This window comes from Photorhabdus sp. RM322S, from assembly GCF_042879395.1.
Taxonomy (GTDB): Bacteria; Pseudomonadota; Gammaproteobacteria; order Enterobacterales; family Enterobacteriaceae; genus Photorhabdus; species Photorhabdus khanii.
In genome coordinates this window covers 116,001-135,043 of record NZ_JBHFKW010000002.1, presented here as the reverse complement: position 1 = coordinate 135,043, position 19,043 = coordinate 116,001, and the positions used below count along the sequence as shown (strand labels likewise).

Below are 19,043 nucleotides of genomic sequence, written 5' to 3'. Positions count from 1 at the left end.
CCACCAAACTGGAGGTAAAAAATGAAGATCAAGCAATTAAAATTACATAAGTTTGTTTCCTGTATATTTTTATTATCGGTATTTCCTGTTGCGACCGTGTTTGCCGCTGAAGTTCCAGATGGTGTGAAGCTCGCGGATAAACAGCAGATTATTATCAATAATGGCACAGAAGTTGCGTCACTTGATCCACATAAAGTCGAAGGTGTGCCGGAAACCAACATTATTCTTAATCTCCTGGAAGGATTAGTCAGTACGGGTTCCGAGGGAGAAACTGTTCCGGGCGTTGCGAGTCATTGGGAAAATCAGGATTACAAAGTTTGGACTTTCTATCTGCGTGATAATGCGAAATGGAGTGATGGAACCCCCGTCACTGCACATGATTTTGTCTATAGCTGGCAACGATTAGCTGATCCAAAGGTGGGTTCACCTTATGCCAGTTATCTTCAATATGCTTACGTTGAAAATATTGATGATGTTCTGAAAGGTAAAAAATCACCTGACCAGTTGGGGGTTAAAGCGCTGGATGATCATCGTTTGCAGGTTACTCTGACGCATCCCGTGCCTTATTTCGTCAATATGCTCAGTCATACGGCAATGAAACCAGTGAAAAAGGATCTGGTCGAAAAATTGGGTAATAAATGGACGCTGCCGGAAAATTATGTGGGCAATGGGGCGTATCGGTTGAAAGAGTGGGTGGTGAATGAGCGGATTGTGATTGAACGTAATCCACAATACTGGAATAACGGCAAAACAATTATTGAGCAAGCGACGCTTTTACCACTTCAGTCCGAAACCAGCGGTGTTAACCGCTACCGTAGTGGGGAAATAAATATCACCAACAGCGCTATCCCTCCGGATCTGTATCGGAAAATGAAAAAAGAGATCCCTGATCAGATACGCGTCAGCCCTTATCTCTGTACGTTCTATTACGAAATTAACAATAATAAACCCCCGTTTACTGATGTAAGAGTCCGTGAAGCCGTTAAGTTAACTCTCGACAGGGATATTATTGCGGGAAAAATTATGGGGCAGGGGCAAATACCGGCCTATGGTTTTACGCCAACGTTTATCGGAGGTGGTGATTTTGCTAAACCAGAGTGGGCTGGCTGGACACAGGAACAGCGTAATAAACGTGCCAGAGAATTATTGGCGCAGGCGGGTTTTAATCCGGCGAATCCGCTGAGGTTCACATTGCTGTACAACACCTCTGATCAAAATAAACAGCAAGCTATTGCTGCCGCTTCCATGTGGAAAAAGAATCTGGGAGCTGATGTGATTTTACAGAATCAGGAATGGAAAACTTCTCTTGAAAGTCGCCACCAAGGGAATTATGAGGTTACCAGAGCGACCTGGTGTGCGGATTACAATGAACCTACCGCGTTTTTAAATATGTTGCTTTCTCATAGCAGTAATAACACGACTTTTTACCAGAATAAAAATTTCGATAGCTATCTGGAGCAGGCGTTAGTCGCTAAAGATGCGGTTGCGCGTAAGAAATTATACCAACAAGCTGAATTTCAACTTGATAAAGACTCGGTATTGATTCCCGTTTATTACCGGGTGAGTGTACGGCTTGTTAGCCCATCAGTGGGAGGGTTTTCAGGGAAAGACCCATTGGATTATATGGATATTAAGCGACTGTATATGATAAAAAACTAGATATTAGTTTTACTCAAAAGAGTTACTGGCCCTGCAAACAAAATCGTTCCTTTTGAATGCAGGTAATAATCCGACCCGTATTTCTGGGCCGTCGACTGATAAAAAGTCTGACGATGTAAAATTGGAGTAGAAAAAGATGAAAAACACAACTAAGAATAAGTTACTTACTGTCAGCATCAGTGCTGTGCTAAGTATGGTAGTGGCGAGCCAGGTATTTGCTGCAAAAGTGCCTGATGGTGTTCAATTAGCTGATAAACAGGTTTTAGTCCGTAATAACGGCGCTGAACCGCAATCGCTGGACCCACATAAGATTGAAGGGGTGCCAGAATCACATTTGGCTCGCGATTTGTTTGAAGGTGTTGTAATCGTTGGCCCGTATGGTGGAATCTTGCCGGGTTCTGCAACCCGTTGGGAAAATAAAGACTTTACCGTTTGGACATTCCATATGCGTAAAGAGGCTAAGTGGTCTAATGGTGACCCTGTCACTGCTCATGATTTTGTTTACAGCTGGCAGCGTTTGGCTGATCCCAATACCGCTTCTCCTTATGAAAGTTATCTCCAGTATGCCCATATCATCAATATTGATGACATCATTAGTGGCAAAAAGAAACCAGATACTCTGGGTGTAAAAGCACTGGATGATTATACATTGCAGCTCACATTGAGTGAAGCGGTTCCTTATCTGCCAAGGCTTTTGGCTCACTCCTCAATGTCGCCGGTTCATCGGGCTACGGTGGAAAAATATAACGAAAAATGGACTCAACCGCAGAATTTTGTCGGTAATGGTGCTTATAAACTGAAAAACTGGGTGGTCAACGAACGTATTGTGATGGAACGTAGCCCAACATACTGGGATAACAAAAATACGGTTATTGATCAGGTCACTTTCCTGCCAATTTCATCAGAAGTGACGGATGTAAACCGTTATCGCAGCGGTGAAATTGATATGACTTATACCAATTTGCCGATTGAGTTATTCCAGAAACTGAAAAAAGAGATCCCTAACGAGCTGCATATTAACCCACATCTATGTACTTATTATTACGAAATTAATAATGAAAAGCCGCCATTTAATGATCCTCGCGTCCGCACCGCATTGAAATTGGCGATGGACCAAGACATTGTGACCAATAAAGTAAAAGCACAGGGTGATATCCCTGCTTACGGCTTTACACCTCCGTTTACTGATGGTTTTAAAGAGATAAAACCAGCATGGTTTACTGATTGGAACCAGGAAAAACGTAACCAGGAAGCCAAAAAATTACTGGCCGAAGTGGGTTATACTAAAGATAATCCATTGAAGTTTAACTTGCTTTACAATACCTCTGATCTGCATAAAAAAATTGCAATCGCAATAGCTTCTGTCTGGAAGAAGAATTTAGGTGTTGATGTTCGTTTGGAAAATCAGGAGTGGAAAACTTTCCTTGATACCCGACATCAGGGCAATTACGATGTCGCCCGTGCTGGTTGGTGCGCCGATTACAATGAACCTTCCTCATTCCTTAATATGTTACTTTCTTACAGCAGTAATAACACCTCTCACTATAAGAGCAGTGAATTTGATAAACTGATGAAAGAATCCCTGCAAGTAAAAACTGATGATGAACGTGCGGCTGTTTATCAAAAAGCGGAAGCGCAGTTAGACAAAGATTCAGTCATTGTTCCCCTTTATTACTATGTGAATACCCGGTTAGTGAAGCCCTATGTTGGTGGTTATACAGGGAAAGATCCTTTGGATAATTTACGTACCAAAGATTTTTATATTATCAAACACTAATAGTTGCAGGGCGGCCCGGAAAGGGCTGCCTTAGTGTCAGATTATTTTAAGGCCAGGGTTTAGGGCCAACACATAGGAACGGGCAATGCTTAAGTTTATTTTACGCCGTTGTTTAGAGGCGATCCCGACACTTTTTATTCTTATCACTATTTCGTTTTTCATGATGCGGCTGGCACCAGGCAGCCCATTTACCGGTGAGCGGAAATTGCCGCCAGAAGTTATGGCAAATATTGAAGCGAAATATCATCTGAATGACCCCATGTATAAACAATATTTTAATTACTTAATCCAGCTTTCCAAAGGGGATTTTGGGCCTTCTTTTAAATATAAGGACTACACAGTTAACGATCTGGTCGCAACGGCATTTCCGGTGTCGGCCAAATTAGGGGCGTCGGCATTTATTATGGCGGTTGTGCTGGGGGTCAGCGCCGGGGTTATTGCTGCACTTAATCAGAACACAAAGTGGGATTATACCGTGATGGGATTTGCCATGACGGGGGTTGTTATCCCAAGCTTTGTTGTGGCACCGCTATTGGTGCTGGTGTTTGCTATTCATCTTAAATGGCTGCCGGGAGGAGGCTGGAATGGCGGGGTGCCAAAATTTATGATCTTACCCATGGTAGCACTGTCTTTGGCCTATATCGCCAGTATCTCGCGTATCACCCGTGGTTCGATGATAGAAGTGTTGCACTCTAATTTTATCCGTACTGCACGTGCTAAAGGGTTGCCATTACGTATCATTATATTCCGTCATGCTTTAAAACCCGCATTGCTACCGGTCATCTCTTATATGGGGCCTGCTTTTGTCGGTATTATCACCGGCTCAATGGTGATTGAAACAATTTTTGGTTTACCGGGAATAGGGCAGTTATTTGTTAATGGGGCGTTGAACCGTGACTATTCATTGGTATTAAGCCTGACTATTTTGGTTGGTGGCCTGACTATTCTGTTCAATGCGATTGTTGATGTGTTGTATGCCGTCATCGATCCGAAGATCCGTTATTAAGACTGGAGCGCGCAATGATAGTCAATAAACAAAACAGCGAAGCTCTGGAAAATTTCTCTGAGCAACTGGAAATTGAAGGCCGTAGTTTGTGGCAGGATGCACGACGTCGTTTTATTCACAACCGGGCAGCGATTGCCAGTTTGTGCTTGCTATCTTTGATTACTTTGTTTGTGATCCTGGCACCGATGCTGGCCCAGTTTACTTACGATGATACTGACTGGGCCATGATGTCTATGCCACCTGATTTTGAGTCTGGTCACTATTTCGGTACCGATTCCTCTGGTCGTGATTTACTGGTACGTGTTGCTATTGGTGGACGTATTTCATTGATGGTTGGGATTGCCGCAGCTTTGGTTGCCGTAGTCGTTGGAACTTTGTATGGTTCATTATCCGGTTATCTGGGCGGAAAAATAGATTCAGTGATGATGCGCCTGTTGGAAATTCTGAACTCATTCCCATTCATGTTTTTTGTGATCCTGTTGGTGACCGTTTTTGGACAGAATATTTTGCTGATATTTGTCGCGATTGGCATGGTGTCATGGTTGGATATGGCGCGTATTGTCCGGGGGCAGACACTAAGCCTGAGACGTAAAGAATTTATTGAAGCAGCGTTGGTGTGTGGGGTGCCAACCCGTTACATCGTGTTACGCCATATTGTCCCTAATGTATTGGGCGTGGTGGTGGTTTATGCATCTTTATTGGTTCCAAGCATGATTCTGTTTGAATCATTTCTTAGCTTTCTGGGATTGGGAACGCAGGAGCCATTAAGCAGTTGGGGAGCGTTGTTAAGTGATGGTGCGAATTCGATGGAAGTTTCCCCGTGGTTGCTGATGTTTCCTGCCGGTTTTCTGGTGGTGACACTGTTTTGTTTTAACTTTATCGGCGATGGCTTGCGTGATGCCCTCGATCCGAAAGATCGTTAAGGAGGTAACATGAACAGCGTTAAAAACCAGAAAAGTTCTGAGCCGTTGTTAATTGTTAAAGATTTGAACGTGACTTTTAGTACCCCGGATGGGGATGTTACCGCGGTGAACAAGCTGAATTTTGATTTACGGGCAGGGGAAACGCTGGGAATCGTCGGTGAATCTGGCTCTGGAAAATCACAAACTGCTTTTGCTCTGATGGGATTGCTTGCCAGAAACGGCACGATTGGCGGCTCTGCTATTTTTAATGGCAGGGAAATTCTTAACTTGCAAGAGAAAGAACTTAACCGCATGAGAGCGGAAGAAATATCCATGATATTTCAGGATCCAATGACCTCTCTCAATCCTTATATGCGTATTGGTGACCAGCTCACAGAAGTATTAATGCTGCATAAACGTATGAGTAAAAGTGAAGCATACCTTGAATCGATTCGGATGCTGGATGCCGTCAAAATGCCGGAAGCGCGTAAACGTATGAGCATGTACCCTCATGAGTTTTCTGGTGGTATGCGTCAGCGCGTAATGATTGCAATGGCATTATTATGCCGGCCAAAATTGCTGATTGCTGACGAGCCGACAACTGCACTTGATGTTACGGTTCAGGCACAGATTATGATTCTGCTGAATGAACTGAAACAGGAGTTTAATACTGCGATAATTATGATTACTCACGATTTGGGGGTAATTGCCGGTGTTTGTGACAAAGTGCTGGTGATGTACGCTGGGCGGACTATGGAGTATGGCACGGCTCGCGAAGTGTTTTATCAGCCAACGCATCCTTATTCTATTGGCCTTCTTAATGCTGTACCTCGTCTTGATGGTGATGAAGAATCATTGACAACAATTCCGGGGAATCCGCCTAATTTATTACGGTTGCCGAAAGGGTGTCCGTTCCAGCCACGCTGTCAGTTTGCAGTAGACCATTGTGTAGATTGTGAACCAAAGTTAGAGGCATTTGGCAATGGGCGTTTGCGAGCTTGTTTTAAAGCACCGGGAGAATTGGTATGAGTCCGATTGAAGAAAGACGCGTGCTGCTGGAAGTAGCCGATCTGAAAGTTCACTTTGATATCAAAGATGGCAAACAATGGTTTTGGCAACCAGCAAAAACTCTGAAAGCGGTTGATGGCGTCACGTTGAGGTTGTATGAAGGGGAAACCCTTGGTGTGGTTGGCGAATCTGGTTGCGGTAAATCGACTTTTGCCCGTGCAATTATCGGATTGGTCAAGTCTTCCGGTGGCTCGGTCACTTGGTTGGGAAAAAGCCTGCTGGATATGAATGATAAACAGTGGCGGGATATTCGCAGTGATATCCAGATGATATTCCAGGACCCACTAGCATCCCTGAACCCGAGAATGACGATTGGCGATATTATTGCTGAACCACTGCGCACGTATCATCCTAAGATGAAAGAGCTGGAAATCAAAGACCGGGTAAAAGCCATGATGATGAAGGTTGGATTGCTGCCGAATCTGATTAACCGCTACCCGCACGAATTCTCTGGTGGTCAGTGTCAACGTATTGGGATTGCCCGTGCGCTTATTCTTGAACCTAAGTTGGTGATTTGTGATGAACCGGTATCTGCACTTGATGTCTCCATTCAGGCTCAGGTGGTGAACCTGTTGCAGGAATTACAACGGGAAATGGGGCTGTCGCTGATTTTTATCGCCCATGATCTTGCGGTGGTTAAGCACATATCTGACCGTGTATTGGTGATGTATCTTGGGCATGCGGTGGAGTTGGGCACTTATGATGAGGTTTATCATAATCCACAGCATCCTTATACCAAGGCATTGATGTCGGCAGTGCCGGTGCCTGATCCAGATAAAGAACGAAATAAACATATTGAGTTACTGGAAGGTGAATTACCGTCACCGATCAATCCGCCATCAGGTTGTGTTTTCCGCACACGTTGCCCAATGGCCGATCCTGAATGTGCTAAGACGCGACCCTTGATGGAGGGGAGTTTTCGTCATGCGGTGTCTTGTTTGAAGGTTGATCCGTTGTAATTGTTGATGATGTTGTCATATTAGATGGTGCACTTTGCTTGGTAATTTATTGGTTTTTTAATTGCAACTCCATGAAATTACTGGGGTAGTGTATCATTTACTTGCAGATCATAATAAATAGTTGACTTTTAATAAATAAAATGTTAAATATTTTTGTGTTGGAAAAGTGTTAATTAAATAAATGTATTTTGTTGACATATATTTAGCGTAACTGAGTTTTATCTAAGTAATGGAGACGTTAATATGAACAATATCGATCTCTCTAAATTATTTACCCCGAAAGGTCATTTGTACACAGCTGTTGTTCTCATCAATCGAAAGTAAGCGTCATCTAGTGCGATTAAAGTGTCCAAATATCTGGACACTTTAACACCTTTATTAATGAGGAATTTGTCATGACTGCTGCCATTGAGAAGAATAAATCGTTTTTTGAAGATGAAGTGTTATCTTCGTTAAAATACCTGTCTGAAAACTTCAATATAGCCTTCAGTGATAAGTTAAAAATCAATTATAATTGGAAGGTTTTTGCCAACTATTTTTTGTGCGTTGATGCGATAAAAGAGCAAGACCAAAAAAATGCAGAAATTTTCTTAAAATCTGCGTTGAATAACTTGTCTACTCACAGCCCTAATACAATGGTTCCTGGTAGACCGGAAATATTAGTTATTACTGATGCTAACATCTCAGAAGAGGTAGCAAAAACCTTAAAAGATATCTATGACAAACCGGATAATGACGTCAATGACGATGGTGTTTATGCATTCGGCCCATTCATGGGGAACTCAGAAGAAGAGATAACCAAAATACATCAATCATTGGATCTCATGAAATCTGTTTCACCCTATTACTACAACTTTGTCAATTCGTTAATAAAGCACATTGTTTTGGTTGGTCAAACTGAACGTGGGGGGATAAAATCGGGGTCAACATTAAAAACGTTGGGATGTATCATCATTTCTCCCAATACGAAGGAAGAGATTAGTTCAATAAACCAATACATTGAAGATTTGGTTCATGAGGCATCGCACTCAAAATTATTTTTGGAGCAAACTAAAGATCAGCTTGTCTACAACCCGGTAGAGAATCTCTACACGGCACCATTTAGAAAAGATAAAAGGCCAATGTCTGGTATCTATCATGCCAATTATGTGCTTGGCAATATCGTGTCTTATTTCAGACAGGCTGTTAAAGTTTCTTCCAAAAACGATCTCAATAACAATACGAAGTTCTTGGAAAGAGCATTAACTCGGTATAATGAAACATACAATATCATAGAACAGTATGGTGACCTAACAGAAAGGGGTTATGCGATATTCAAGGAAATGAAGGAACGAGTTGACCAATGTTTAAATTAAAAAGCAGTCAATCACTATATTTTTTAATTTCATACATCCTCAACTCGATGAATAATTGGGTTTTTAAATTTATCGCTCCGTTAGTGCTTTATTCAGAAACAAAATCATTGCAAATGATGACGATTAGCTATGGATTGCTATTTACACCAAACATCATTGCACCTCCGATAGCTAATCTACTCGAAAACAGGCTTGCAAAAAAAGCAAGCCTATTAATACTGAATTTAATTGGTTTGTTTTTATGTCTTTTTTCCTATATCTACTTTGAGATTAATTTTAGTAACCTTGTTTTTTTTATGGTGGTATTTTTGTTATCATCCATTCTTATCTTATACCAAACCATTATCCACAGTATATTAAAAGAGATATTGCCACATAAAGAAGATATGGAAGAAATGAGCAGGAAAATTGCTTTTGTCGATAGCCTGTTTCCTGCTATAGGACCAATGATCGGCGCAACCATATTAAGTTATTTAGGTTATAATAATGTATTTCTTATTATTGGTGTCATATATGTGATCTCTATATTTATTTTAGCTAAAATAAATATAGAGTTGAGAATAAAAACCACCGGTGAGAATTTCATCTTAAAAACCATCAAAGGTTTTAGACTTATTAAGGATAATTTGTTTGTTAATTATTTGATGAGGCGTTTTTTCTTTTCAAACATAGCGTTACATGGATTTCAATCTATACTGACGTATTTTTTAATCGAAAAATTTAATTTAACAGATATAAAGTTAGGATTATTCTTTGCTATTTCCACTATCGGGTTAATTATAGGAGTAAGGATCGGCAGGATTATGTATAAGAACAATGTTAATAAATGGCATTTAATTTCCATTACAGGGATAGTATGTTCTTTGTGCTTAATTTTCATACCCATAACCAATAATATCTATATTGCATCAATAGCATGGAGTATTGTTATGTTGTTGAGTGCCATCAACTTAATTGTCTTTTATACTGAGAGACAGACTAATTATCACCAAGATGAAGTGGTGAGCGTTATTTCTGCATCCTACATGATTATCTATTCTGCAATACCGTTTGGCTCTGTTGTTTCTTACATTTTGTCACGTTATATGCAATCAAATGATGCTATGATGATATTAGGTACTTATTTATTTATCATCAGCATTTATTTCTTATATGAGGCGCTGAGGAGTACAAAAGTAAAAGATGAAATTGATGTATCTTAAGATTATCTGTACTCTATTCTGTGAGGGATAGGAATCACCGTTTATTCCTTTGATATCCGCTCAGGATAATGGATTACAGACATGGTTTGTTACCCACATTGGTTTGAATAACTTATATAGTCCTCCATGTCAGTCACGGACAAATGGTTTCGGGGATTTCAAACGTGAGTCGTTGAAATTACTCTTCCACAAAATATGGCAAATCTGGTGGGATTTCTCCCTGCAAATCAAAATGCGGGCAAAAATATCATTAATCTCAGCATCCTCAGATTCTGCTAGCCCGATAATCACCTCTGCGAAAAAATCAGGGTTCAGATCGAAATCCACATGTTCAAGCCAATCCTCGGAAGGATCCAGTAATTCTGCGCCGCCCCGTATTTCGAATTGTAAGCTAAATAGCAAAATATCCGCAGGATCAAGATTGGATGAAGCCAGCTCAAGAAAGATGTCATACGCTTTCTCAAGGGTTTCATCTTCTGTCATTCGGTTGTTGAGATCTAAGTCCATCGTTTGTGAAGGTTTGTTGTCCATATCAATTCATTTGTCAGTAGTAATGATGGGAGAATTAAAACATGATGAAGCATTGATTGGTACCCCCATCTTGTCAAGACGAGGGTATTGGTCACAGTAGTGGGCTGAAAAAGTAACAAATACGTTCAATTATCCGATGCCACAAAGGGCGCTGTTCCCACTCATGGATTTCCAGCAATGTAGAATGGGCCATGTAATCGTATTGCACCAGAGTCAGGTCATTACCAAAGTTTTCGTCATCAATAACCACGGTAATTTCAAAATTCAGCCACAGGCTGCGCATATCGAGATTAACTGAGCCAACCATACTGAGTTGGCCATCAACCAAAATGCTTTTGGTATGTAATAAACCCTCTTCAAACTGATAAATCTTAACTCCCGCCTTCAATAGTTCAGAAAAGAATGCACGACTTGCCCAGCGAACCAGGAAAAAATTATTTCTGCGAGGAACAATGATAATAACTTCCACACCTCTTAAGGCCGCAGTGCAGATAGCATTCATCAGGTCATCACTGGGAACAAAATAAGGGGTAGTTAATATCAATTGCTTACGGGCAGAGAAAATAGCCGTCATTAAAGATTGTTGAATTAACTCTTCAGGGAATCCTGGACCAGAGGCAATAATCTGAGTTGTATGCCCGCTGGCTTGTTCAAATGGCATGATATTGTTGTCTGGTGAGGGTGGAAAGATGCGTTGACCTGTTTCCATTTCCCAGTCACAAGCGTAAATAACCCCCATCGTCGTGGTAACCGGCCCTTCCATTCGCACCATGATGTCGATCCATTGTCCAACGCCGGCGTCTTGCTTAAAGAAGCGTGGATCTACCATATTCATACTGCCAGTGTAAGAAATATAGTCGTCTATCAGGATAATTTTACGATGCTGGCGCAGATCCATCCGACGTAGAAATAGACGGAAGATATTGACTGGTAAAGCTTCAACAAATTCAATTCCTGCCTGGCGCATGATATCCGGGTATTGGCTACGGCAATATAACCAACTGCCGGCTGAATCCACCATAACACGGCATCTGACTCCTCGATGTGCGGCGGCCATAAGGGCATCAGTCACTTGTTCAACCAAGCCGCCGGATTGCCAGATATAAAACATCATTTCAATGCTGTGTTTCGCATTATCAATATCTTTGATAATGGTTTTGAGTGAATTGTCATAGGTTGTCAGCAGTTGGATCTTGTTGCCTTTAACGCCTTCAAGCCCTTGCCGCCGTTCGCAAAGCTGGAATAAAGGTGTCGCGACTTCGCTATTTTCCGTGGCGAAGATATGACGAGATTTGCGCAACTCTTCAAGCCATACCGCTGTTGACGGCCACATGGCTTTTGCCTGTTCAACTCTGCGTTTTCCCAAATGCAGCTCACCAAATGACAGGTAAGCGATAATGCCAACTAAGGGCAGGATATAAATAATCAGCAGCCAGGTCATAGCGGAAGTGACAGGCCGGCGTTTTATTAAAATACGTAAGGTGATACTGGCAACGATCAGCCAATAGAAGAAAATAGCAAGCCAACTTAGGACGGAATAAAAGGTTGTCATGTTCGGCAATCAATCCTGTTTTGTTCAGACATCTTTGGTGGCGTTTAACACGGTTTCCCCGAAACACGGGATATAAACGATCTAATTAACTTGATGAATTTACCAAAAAATCGGCAAGTATACTGCAAGCATCATACTCGATATTGGTCATTTCGCACTATTGACATAAAAAGTACTATCCAGATACGCCTTGGATATCTTTTTTAAAGGCCTATATAATAAGCGTGATATTTTTTACAGGTATAATTGTATGAGACATAGTCGGAATGAAGTAGGACGATGGCGGAGATTGCGTCAGAATTTCAACCGCCGTCGCCGTTGGATGGAAGGGCAATCAAGACGTAATTTGCGTATTTATTCACTACGTAAATTAGATGTTTATAAACAGCGGCGAGCTTTATTGTTTGTTCAACATAGTGAATGGATGCAGTAAAAAAATAATATTTTTTGGCCTTATATTCACGCTCACCTACAATCTTTATTGAATATGATTGCTATTTGCATTTAAACTAGCAGTTATTCGAGGATTGACTATTATGCTGCTAATCAAGAACTCCCTTATGCGTTGGATACATTGGCCAATATTATTATCAGTTTGTTTGCATGTTTCTGTTGCTGCCGCACTTTTTTGTTCTGTGATACCGGAAAAACAGCCTGATGCTGCACTTATGTCTGTAGCTATGATTCAGTTAGCTGCCGAAGAAGCTCCGGTTTCACAACCTGCGGTACCTGAACCCGAGTCAGAGCCAGAGGAGCCGGAACCTGTTCCAGAGCCGGTGATCCCAAAGCCAGAGGTGAAGAAGCTGAAGCCGAAACCGGAAGTGAAGAAGAAGGTTGTTAAAAAGCAATCGGAGCCAGTTGAGAAGACAACTGAACAACTGGAAAAGCCACTGGTTAACCGTACTGATAATAATCAGAATAAACCGGCAACTAATACGGCAACTAAATCACAGAATGGGCCAAAAGCATTAAGTAAAGCGTTACCCATTTATCCATCCAGAGCGGCAGCATTGGGGATTGAGGGTAATGTTAGAGTCAAATATGATATTGATGAAGACGGTCGGGTAAAAAATATCGAAGTGATTGGTGCCAATCCACCCAATGTTTTTGACCGGGAAGTGAAAAAAGCAATGAGAAAGTGGCGTTATGAAAAAATACCCGCTGTTGGCTATATCACAACAATAGAATTCAAAATGACCGGTATATCTCAATCCTGATCGGTGGGAAAATGCAGATAAAAAAGGAGCATGATTCAGATGCTCCTTTTTTTACATTAATAATCAGGCTTATTCGTCAGTGCTGCTGGTCAGTTGGAATTGGGTTTTGCCTTCGGGTAACCGGCGCGGGGTATTATCCTCATTAACAGCAACATAAGTGAATACCGCTTCGGTTGCACGATAGCGTTGACCTACAGGCTCAGATGCTACTTTCTTCACCCAGACTTCGATGTTAATCGTAATCGAACTGTTGCCGGTTTTGAGGCAATGCGCATAGCAGCAGACGACATCACCAACAGCGACAGGTTTAAGGAAAGTAATACCATTTACTCTGACAGTGACAACACGGCCTTCTGCAATTTCTTTTGCCAGAATTGCGCCACCAATATCCATTTGTGACATCAGCCATCCGCCAAAAATATCTCCATTGGCGTTGGTATCAGCGGGCATAGCCAGTGTGCGGAGGACTAATTCTCCGTTAGGTAATTGTTGTTGTGTCATTGAAAACTTTACTTTATTTGATGAAAAAACAATACCTGCCTACTAACGAGAGCAGGCAGGTATCCATTTGAATAGGGTTACTTCTGTTCGCGTGGCAGATGACGATAAATATATACTACACTGAGCACGGTGAAAACCAAGGTTAGGGCAGTCAGACCAAATACTTTAAAGTTAACCCAGACATCTTGCGGTAACCAGAACGCGACATAAATATTGGCCAGCGCGCAGGCAATAAAAAACAGCGCCCATGCCATATTGAGTTTATTCCAGACAAAATCCGGTAAAACCAGCTCTTTTCCTAGCATTTTCTGAATAAGTGGTTTTTTCATGAACCATTGGCTGACGAGCAAGGCTAATGCGAATAAGGCATAGATTACGGTGACTTTCCACTTAATAAAGAGATCACTGTGGAAAGCTAAGGTCAGAGTGCCGAAAACAGCAACCATGATAAAAGTGATCAGAGAAGATTTCTCTACTTTCCGGTAGATGAAATAAGTTATCGCTACAGCTAAACCGGTGGCGGCGATCAGAGCCCCGGAAGCATAGAAAATATCATACATTTTGTATACAACAAAAAATACGACTAAAGGTAGAAAGTCTAAAAGTTGTTTCATGTTTGAACCTATCGTAATTCCGGCAACTGACTCTATCCGATTTTGGTGGTTGAATATACTAAGCGGCAACAGTATGGCTTTATTTATCGATAAATAAAGATTTTTATCGATCTGTTTCGCACAATTTTACCATAAAGAGCGACGTAATTAACTTCCTGTTGTCAGTGAGCATATAACACAGCATTATAGCCAAAACCCGTTGAAAAATAAGAGGGCATAAACCAAATGCAGTGGAAAAAACTACAGCGTTGGATGCCAGGGTTGGGCAATTTTTCTCATTATCGCAAAGAATGGTTTAGTCATGATTTAAGGGCAGGGCTTTCTGTGGCCGCAGTAGCTCTGCCGGTGGCTATTGCTTACGCTGAATTAATGGGAATAAGTGCAATTATCGGTCTCTACGCATGTATCTTGCCAATGTTCACTTATGCGTTATTTGGCACTTCAAGACAGTTAATTGTCGGGCCAGATGCAGCAACGTGTGCTGTTATTGCAGCAGCAGTTGCGCCCTTGGTTTTTGGTAATGAAGATGTACGTTGGCAGCTTACGATCGCGATGACTTTAATGACAGGGATATGGTGTATTCTCGCGAGTCATTTCCGATTAGGTGCGTTTGCTGATTTTCTTTCAAGACCGATCCTTAAAGGATTAATGAACGGTGTGGCATTGACAATCATGGTGGATCAGTTGGCTAAAGTCTTTGGCTTTGCCGGCGTACCTGTTGGATTGATTGAACGGGTGATCGCATTGCCTGCCAAACTAATGAGTACACATTTACCGACATTGGCAATGTCGGTTGCGACGATGTTGATTTTGCTGACTGTACGTTTCTTGCGCCCGGCCTGGCCGGGGCCTTTGTTGGCAATGGTATTAACGACGTATGTAAGCTGGCAATTTGGGCTTGAAAAATACGGGATTCAGATTGTTGGCAGTGTCAGCGGTGGGGGATTGCCTGTTGTGCCAATGCCTGATTTCCAACCTGGAATTATGCGTGATCTGGTTATCCCATCCCTGAACCTTGCCGTTATCAGTTTTGTCAGTTTTATGATGACGGCTCGTAGTTTTGCCAATAAAAACGGCTATCAGATTGATGCGGATTCTGAGCTTAGGGCCTTAGGTATTGCGAATATTGCTTCTGCTTTATCACAAGGGTTTGCTGTCAGTGCTGCCAGCAGCCGAACGGCGGTTAATGATGCTATTGGTGGGAAAACGCAATTGGTTTCTGTGATTGCCGCTGTGGTTATCTTGCTGGTTTTGCTGTTCATGACAGGTTTCCTGGCGCATATTCCATTGTCATCTCTTGGTGTAGTGCTGATTTATTCGGCATCATCATTGTTGAATTTACGGGGGATCTGGTCACTGCGGAAACGAAATCGTCAGGCATTCACTTTATCACTGTTTACCCTGATTTCAGTGTTGGTGGTTGGTTTGATTAACGGTGTTGGTTTTGCTGTTCTGCTTGGCTTATTGCAGTTTTTGCGCATTGTCTTCCGCCCGACAGATCAGCTTTTGGGCGTTAATGAACAAGGGATGATTCATTCCATTAACCAAGGCAATGAGATTAAACCGGTAGACGGTGTGATGATGTACCGATTTAACTCACCATTAACTTATTTCAATGTCAGTTATTTTAAAAAACGGGTGTTGCAGCATGTAGACAGGGCGAAAAAACGTCCGGGTTGGTTAGTTGTTGATGCGGCTGTGAGTTTTACCTATGACGATGTAAGTGTTTTTGCGGCTATTGATGAACTGATTACTGAATTGAAAGTAAAAGGTGTCACACTGGTGCTCGCTGGCCGACGGACAGAACTTACCCGCTGGATAAAACAAAATAAACTGAGAAGCAGTGATGACGATCTAGTTGTGGTGCCCGATCTCTATTTTGCTGTGCGAATGATTCAAAGTAAGCCCGAATGGTACTCTAATTACATCAAAAGATAATTAAGAGAAATACGACTGTAATGCTTAGTATTTTGCTTTATTAAACGGGAACTTAACAATAAATGGAATTTTGTTGTTTTCTATTGGTTACTGATAAATAATACCTCTCCGTAATTATTTTTTTCTATATTTTATACAATATTAGGGATTTTCAATGAAAAAAACACTGGTAGCTTCAGTGGTGGCTGTTGGTTTATCTGCATTCGCATTTGCTGCAAATGCGAGCGGTGAAAGTACGATTTCTGGTGGCTATGCTCAGAGCCATGCAAAGTTTGACGGTAAAAAGGCTGATGATAACCCAAAGGGCTTCAACCTGAAGTACCGCTACGAGTTGGATAATAATTTTGGTGTTATTAGCTCACTTACATATACATATTTAGGTTACGATTATTACCGGGGCGGCAAAAAAGTAGCTGAATCTGATATGGATTATTTTTCCCTGATGGCGGGCCCTACATATCGTTTTAATGAATATGTTAGCGTATACGGTATGGTTGGTGCTGCACATGGAAAGGTTAAACTCTCAGATTATGTTGGTACAATGAGTGGCAGCAAGAGTAAAACATCTGTTAGCTACGGATTGGGATTACAGTTTAACCCTATGCCAAATTGGACTATCGATACCTCTTATGAATATTCAAAATTGGATGAGCTTAAGATAGGTACTTGGGTAGTTGGCGTAGGTTATCGATTCTAATCGAAATCTGCTAATTTGTATTTAATTAGCTACCTCGTCTACAGAAATTCCCTGTTGTATAAGCAGGGAATTTTTTTTGATTTTATCCGGATAGTCAAGCTGCAAAACATACATGGACATAAACGGTTCATGTTGTATTGCTTCAGCCCCATAGCTTTTATCGCTATGGGGTTTGTTTGAACAGCTATTTTATATTCATTTTTGTTGTGAAGAGGCAACCAGCATATATAACCTGAACAGATAAATTAACAGAATAGCTGAGATCAGGTTATTAAATACGCCAAGCATGATTCCCGCCATCTCACGATGAATGAATGTCAGATGGTCAATAATAAACACCAGTAAGAGCTTTGCGGTCAGCCATAACAGAATTGCCGGAACCAGCAAACGAATATTGGCAAATGCCAGTTTCCAACTTATTTTCATAGAGGCAAAAATACCACAACGTTCAGCGGTCATAATAACCGGTGATAAAGCCAGGGCGATAGACAAAATAATACCTGGTACCAGCATGAGCATCAAACCAAGTTGGATCAGCAGAGTGCAGATAAGTAGTAGCAGGAACAGTTTTGGTAATTGGCTTGCTGATAAACCAATTGCCTGTAATGAAGAAATACGATTTCCCGCTGAAACTGCCGTGACCAACGTCAAGACACCACCAACCAGTAGTACATTGCCAATCATACTGGAGAAAATAGTGCCTATTCCCGCCCGCATGATCATAGACTGTTGCTCTGGGGTCATTTGGGACACCATATCCTGAATACCTGCTTTACCTGAAGTTGCAAAAGTGAATTCTGCTTCTGTCAGCAGCTTCATCTGTTCGCTATCAGGGATAAACAGGTGACCCAATAGGGTAGTCACCAGAGCCGCCAGAACGGCCAGAGTCAGAGTACTTAACAGTTGATTCTTGAAAAAGTTAAAACTGTCACGGTACAGGGTATTCGCCGTGATTGGCATGAAGACAGCTCCTATCAGGTTAAACAATACAATAATACACAGCGGTTAATTGTACTCTGTTATGGGCAGATGTGGATAGCTGAAAGGAGATTATGCGGATAAATTAGTGATTGTCTGTGATTGTTGATGAAAGGAAAAAATGCTTCATGTTATCTTTTTAATATGAAAATAAACATAAATTTAACCTTGTTAAAACATAATGGAAGTATCATCAGATAAAATATTTGAATTAGTATATAAATATAAAAAATATCCAACTAATTAATAATAAATATTGATTTGTGTCAATTTAAAATAATTCCTATTTGAAATAATAATATCGCAAATATACGATTTTTATTAAATTCTTTAAAAGATGTGATCTATCTTGGATCATAATTTTAAATATATGGCTATATTTTTATTGACTTTTAAATCACAGGAATGGGATGAATAATGAAAAAACTTTCTGCATTTGTATTAGCAGCGGCAACTTTAGCACCATCGTTCGCTTTTGCTCATGAAGCGGGTGATATTCTTTTCCGCACGGGTACTGCAACAGTAAGGCCTAATACGGGTTCTGATAATGTATTAGGGGTAGGTTCTCTTAGTGCGGATAATAATACCCAGATGGGTTTAACCTTCGGTTATATGATTACCGATAATATTGGTATTGAATTACTCGCTGGGACACCTTTCCAGCATCAGGTAAGTTTACCGGGTGCTGGTAATATTGCCAAAATAAAGAGTCTTCCACCGACATTAATGGCGCAATACTATTTCGGCTCTAAAGAAAGTCATTTTCGCCCTTATATTGGTGTTGGTTTGAACTATACCACTTTCTTTAACGAAAAATTCAATGGTAATGATGCTGTTAAAGGCAATAATTTACACAGTCTGGAGCTGAAAGATTCCTGGGGTGTTGCCGGGCATGTTGGCTTAGATTATGAGTTAGATCAAAACTGGATGCTAAACGCATCTGTGTGGTGGGTGAACATTGAAACTGATGTGAAATTCAAAGCAGGTGACAAGAGCCATAAAATTGATACCCGGCTTGATCCGTGGGTATTTATGTTTGGTGTCGGTTATCACTTCTGATAAGAACCGCGTTTGTTTAATGTGAGTT

Annotated in this window: 18 protein-coding genes; 13 read left to right on the top strand and 5 right to left on the bottom strand. The window is 41.2% G+C overall.

Annotation, left to right across the window (positions count from 1 at the left end; all coding sequences use genetic code 11):
- Nucleotides 1-21 precede the first annotated feature (21 nt).
- The 8 genes from ACGF63_RS01770 to ACGF63_RS01735 all read left to right on the top strand — a co-directional run bounded on the left by ACGF63_RS01770 (nt 22) and on the right by ACGF63_RS01735 (nt 9,928).
- Entirely contained in the window at nt 22-1,659 is a 1,638-nt protein-coding gene (locus ACGF63_RS01770; protein WP_152961940.1) for an ABC transporter substrate-binding protein, read from the top strand.
- Nucleotides 1,660-1,795: 136 nt separating this feature from the next.
- Complete coding sequence (gene oppA / locus ACGF63_RS01765) at nt 1,796-3,436, top strand: oligopeptide ABC transporter substrate-binding protein OppA (protein ID WP_152961942.1); 1,641 nt, start codon at nt 1,796-1,798, stop codon at nt 3,434-3,436.
- Between the two features lie 85 nt (nt 3,437-3,521).
- Nucleotides 3,522-4,442 carry an oligopeptide ABC transporter permease OppB gene (gene oppB / locus ACGF63_RS01760; RefSeq protein ID WP_152961944.1) on the top strand — a complete coding sequence of 307 codons (921 nt, stop codon included), beginning with the start codon at nt 3,522-3,524 and terminating at the stop codon, nt 4,440-4,442.
- A gap of 14 nt (nt 4,443-4,456) precedes the next feature.
- A complete protein-coding gene (gene oppC, locus ACGF63_RS01755) occupies nt 4,457-5,365 on the top strand; it encodes an oligopeptide ABC transporter permease OppC (protein WP_036846881.1) in 909 nt (302 codons plus the stop codon).
- Between the two features lie 9 nt (nt 5,366-5,374).
- Entirely contained in the window at nt 5,375-6,373 is a 999-nt protein-coding gene (locus ACGF63_RS01750; RefSeq protein ID WP_152961947.1) for an ABC transporter ATP-binding protein, read from the top strand.
- The gene (oppF, locus tag ACGF63_RS01745) at nt 6,370-7,371 is read left to right on the top strand and encodes a murein tripeptide/oligopeptide ABC transporter ATP binding protein OppF (protein WP_036846889.1); all 1,002 of its coding nucleotides are present in this window, start codon (nt 6,370-6,372) and stop codon (nt 7,369-7,371) included. Before ACGF63_RS01750 ends, oppF begins: the two co-directional genes overlap by 4 nt.
- Nucleotides 7,372-7,766: 395 nt before the next feature.
- On the top strand, nt 7,767-8,726 hold the full coding sequence (locus ACGF63_RS01740; RefSeq protein ID WP_152961950.1) for an aKG-HExxH-type peptide beta-hydroxylase: 960 nt from the start codon (nt 7,767-7,769) through the stop codon (nt 8,724-8,726).
- A complete protein-coding gene (locus ACGF63_RS01735) occupies nt 8,714-9,928 on the top strand; it encodes an MFS transporter (RefSeq protein ID WP_070974753.1) in 1,215 nt (404 codons plus the stop codon). Before ACGF63_RS01740 ends, ACGF63_RS01735 begins: the two co-directional genes overlap by 13 nt.
- A 129-nt stretch (nt 9,929-10,057) precedes the next feature.
- On the opposite strand, the gene ACGF63_RS01730 is transcribed toward ACGF63_RS01735, so the two are convergent.
- Both ACGF63_RS01730 and cls read right to left on the bottom strand, forming a co-directional pair.
- Nucleotides 10,058-10,435, bottom strand: a complete 378-nt coding sequence (locus ACGF63_RS01730) for an HI1450 family dsDNA-mimic protein (protein ID WP_152962279.1) — start codon at nt 10,433-10,435, stop codon at nt 10,058-10,060.
- Between the two features lie 115 nt (nt 10,436-10,550).
- Nucleotides 10,551-12,011, bottom strand: coding sequence for a cardiolipin synthase (gene cls, locus ACGF63_RS01725; RefSeq protein ID WP_070974751.1), 1,461 nt, complete (start codon nt 12,009-12,011; stop codon nt 10,551-10,553).
- A gap of 250 nt (nt 12,012-12,261) precedes the next feature.
- Here cls and ACGF63_RS01720 point away from each other — a divergent pair, with 250 nt between their 5' ends.
- Nucleotides 12,262-12,444: a YciY family protein gene (locus ACGF63_RS01720; protein ID WP_036846910.1), complete on the top strand. Its 183-nt coding sequence runs from the start codon at nt 12,262-12,264 to the stop codon at nt 12,442-12,444.
- A 103-nt stretch (nt 12,445-12,547) separates the two neighbouring features.
- On the top strand, nt 12,548-13,228 hold the full coding sequence (gene tonB / locus ACGF63_RS01715) for a TonB system transport protein TonB (RefSeq protein WP_152961952.1): 681 nt from the start codon (nt 12,548-12,550) through the stop codon (nt 13,226-13,228).
- 69 nt (nt 13,229-13,297) lie between these two features.
- Here the strand turns inward: tonB and yciA are convergent, their stop codons facing one another.
- Entirely contained in the window at nt 13,298-13,729 is a 432-nt protein-coding gene (gene yciA / locus ACGF63_RS01710) for an acyl-CoA thioester hydrolase YciA (RefSeq protein WP_036846911.1), read from the bottom strand.
- A gap of 77 nt (nt 13,730-13,806) precedes the next feature.
- Complete coding sequence (locus ACGF63_RS01705) at nt 13,807-14,343, bottom strand: septation protein A (RefSeq protein ID WP_036846912.1); 537 nt, start codon at nt 14,341-14,343, stop codon at nt 13,807-13,809.
- 225 nt (nt 14,344-14,568) lie between these two features.
- Between ACGF63_RS01705 and ACGF63_RS01700 the strand changes: the two genes are divergently transcribed.
- The gene (locus tag ACGF63_RS01700) at nt 14,569-16,281 is read left to right on the top strand and encodes a SulP family inorganic anion transporter (RefSeq protein ID WP_036846914.1); all 1,713 of its coding nucleotides are present in this window, start codon (nt 14,569-14,571) and stop codon (nt 16,279-16,281) included.
- A gap of 154 nt (nt 16,282-16,435) precedes the next feature.
- Nucleotides 16,436-16,978, top strand: coding sequence for an Ail/Lom family outer membrane beta-barrel protein (locus ACGF63_RS01695; protein ID WP_036846916.1), 543 nt, complete (start codon nt 16,436-16,438; stop codon nt 16,976-16,978).
- A 195-nt stretch (nt 16,979-17,173) separates the two neighbouring features.
- On the opposite strand, the gene ACGF63_RS01690 is transcribed toward ACGF63_RS01695, so the two are convergent.
- Entirely contained in the window at nt 17,174-17,938 is a 765-nt protein-coding gene (locus ACGF63_RS01690) for a YciC family protein (RefSeq protein ID WP_132351441.1), read from the bottom strand.
- A 435-nt stretch (nt 17,939-18,373) separates the two neighbouring features.
- On the opposite strand from ACGF63_RS01690, the gene ompW reads away from it, so the two are divergent.
- Entirely contained in the window at nt 18,374-19,015 is a 642-nt protein-coding gene (gene ompW, locus ACGF63_RS01685) for an outer membrane protein OmpW (RefSeq protein WP_036846919.1), read from the top strand.
- The last annotated feature ends 28 nt before the right edge of the window (nt 19,016-19,043 follow it).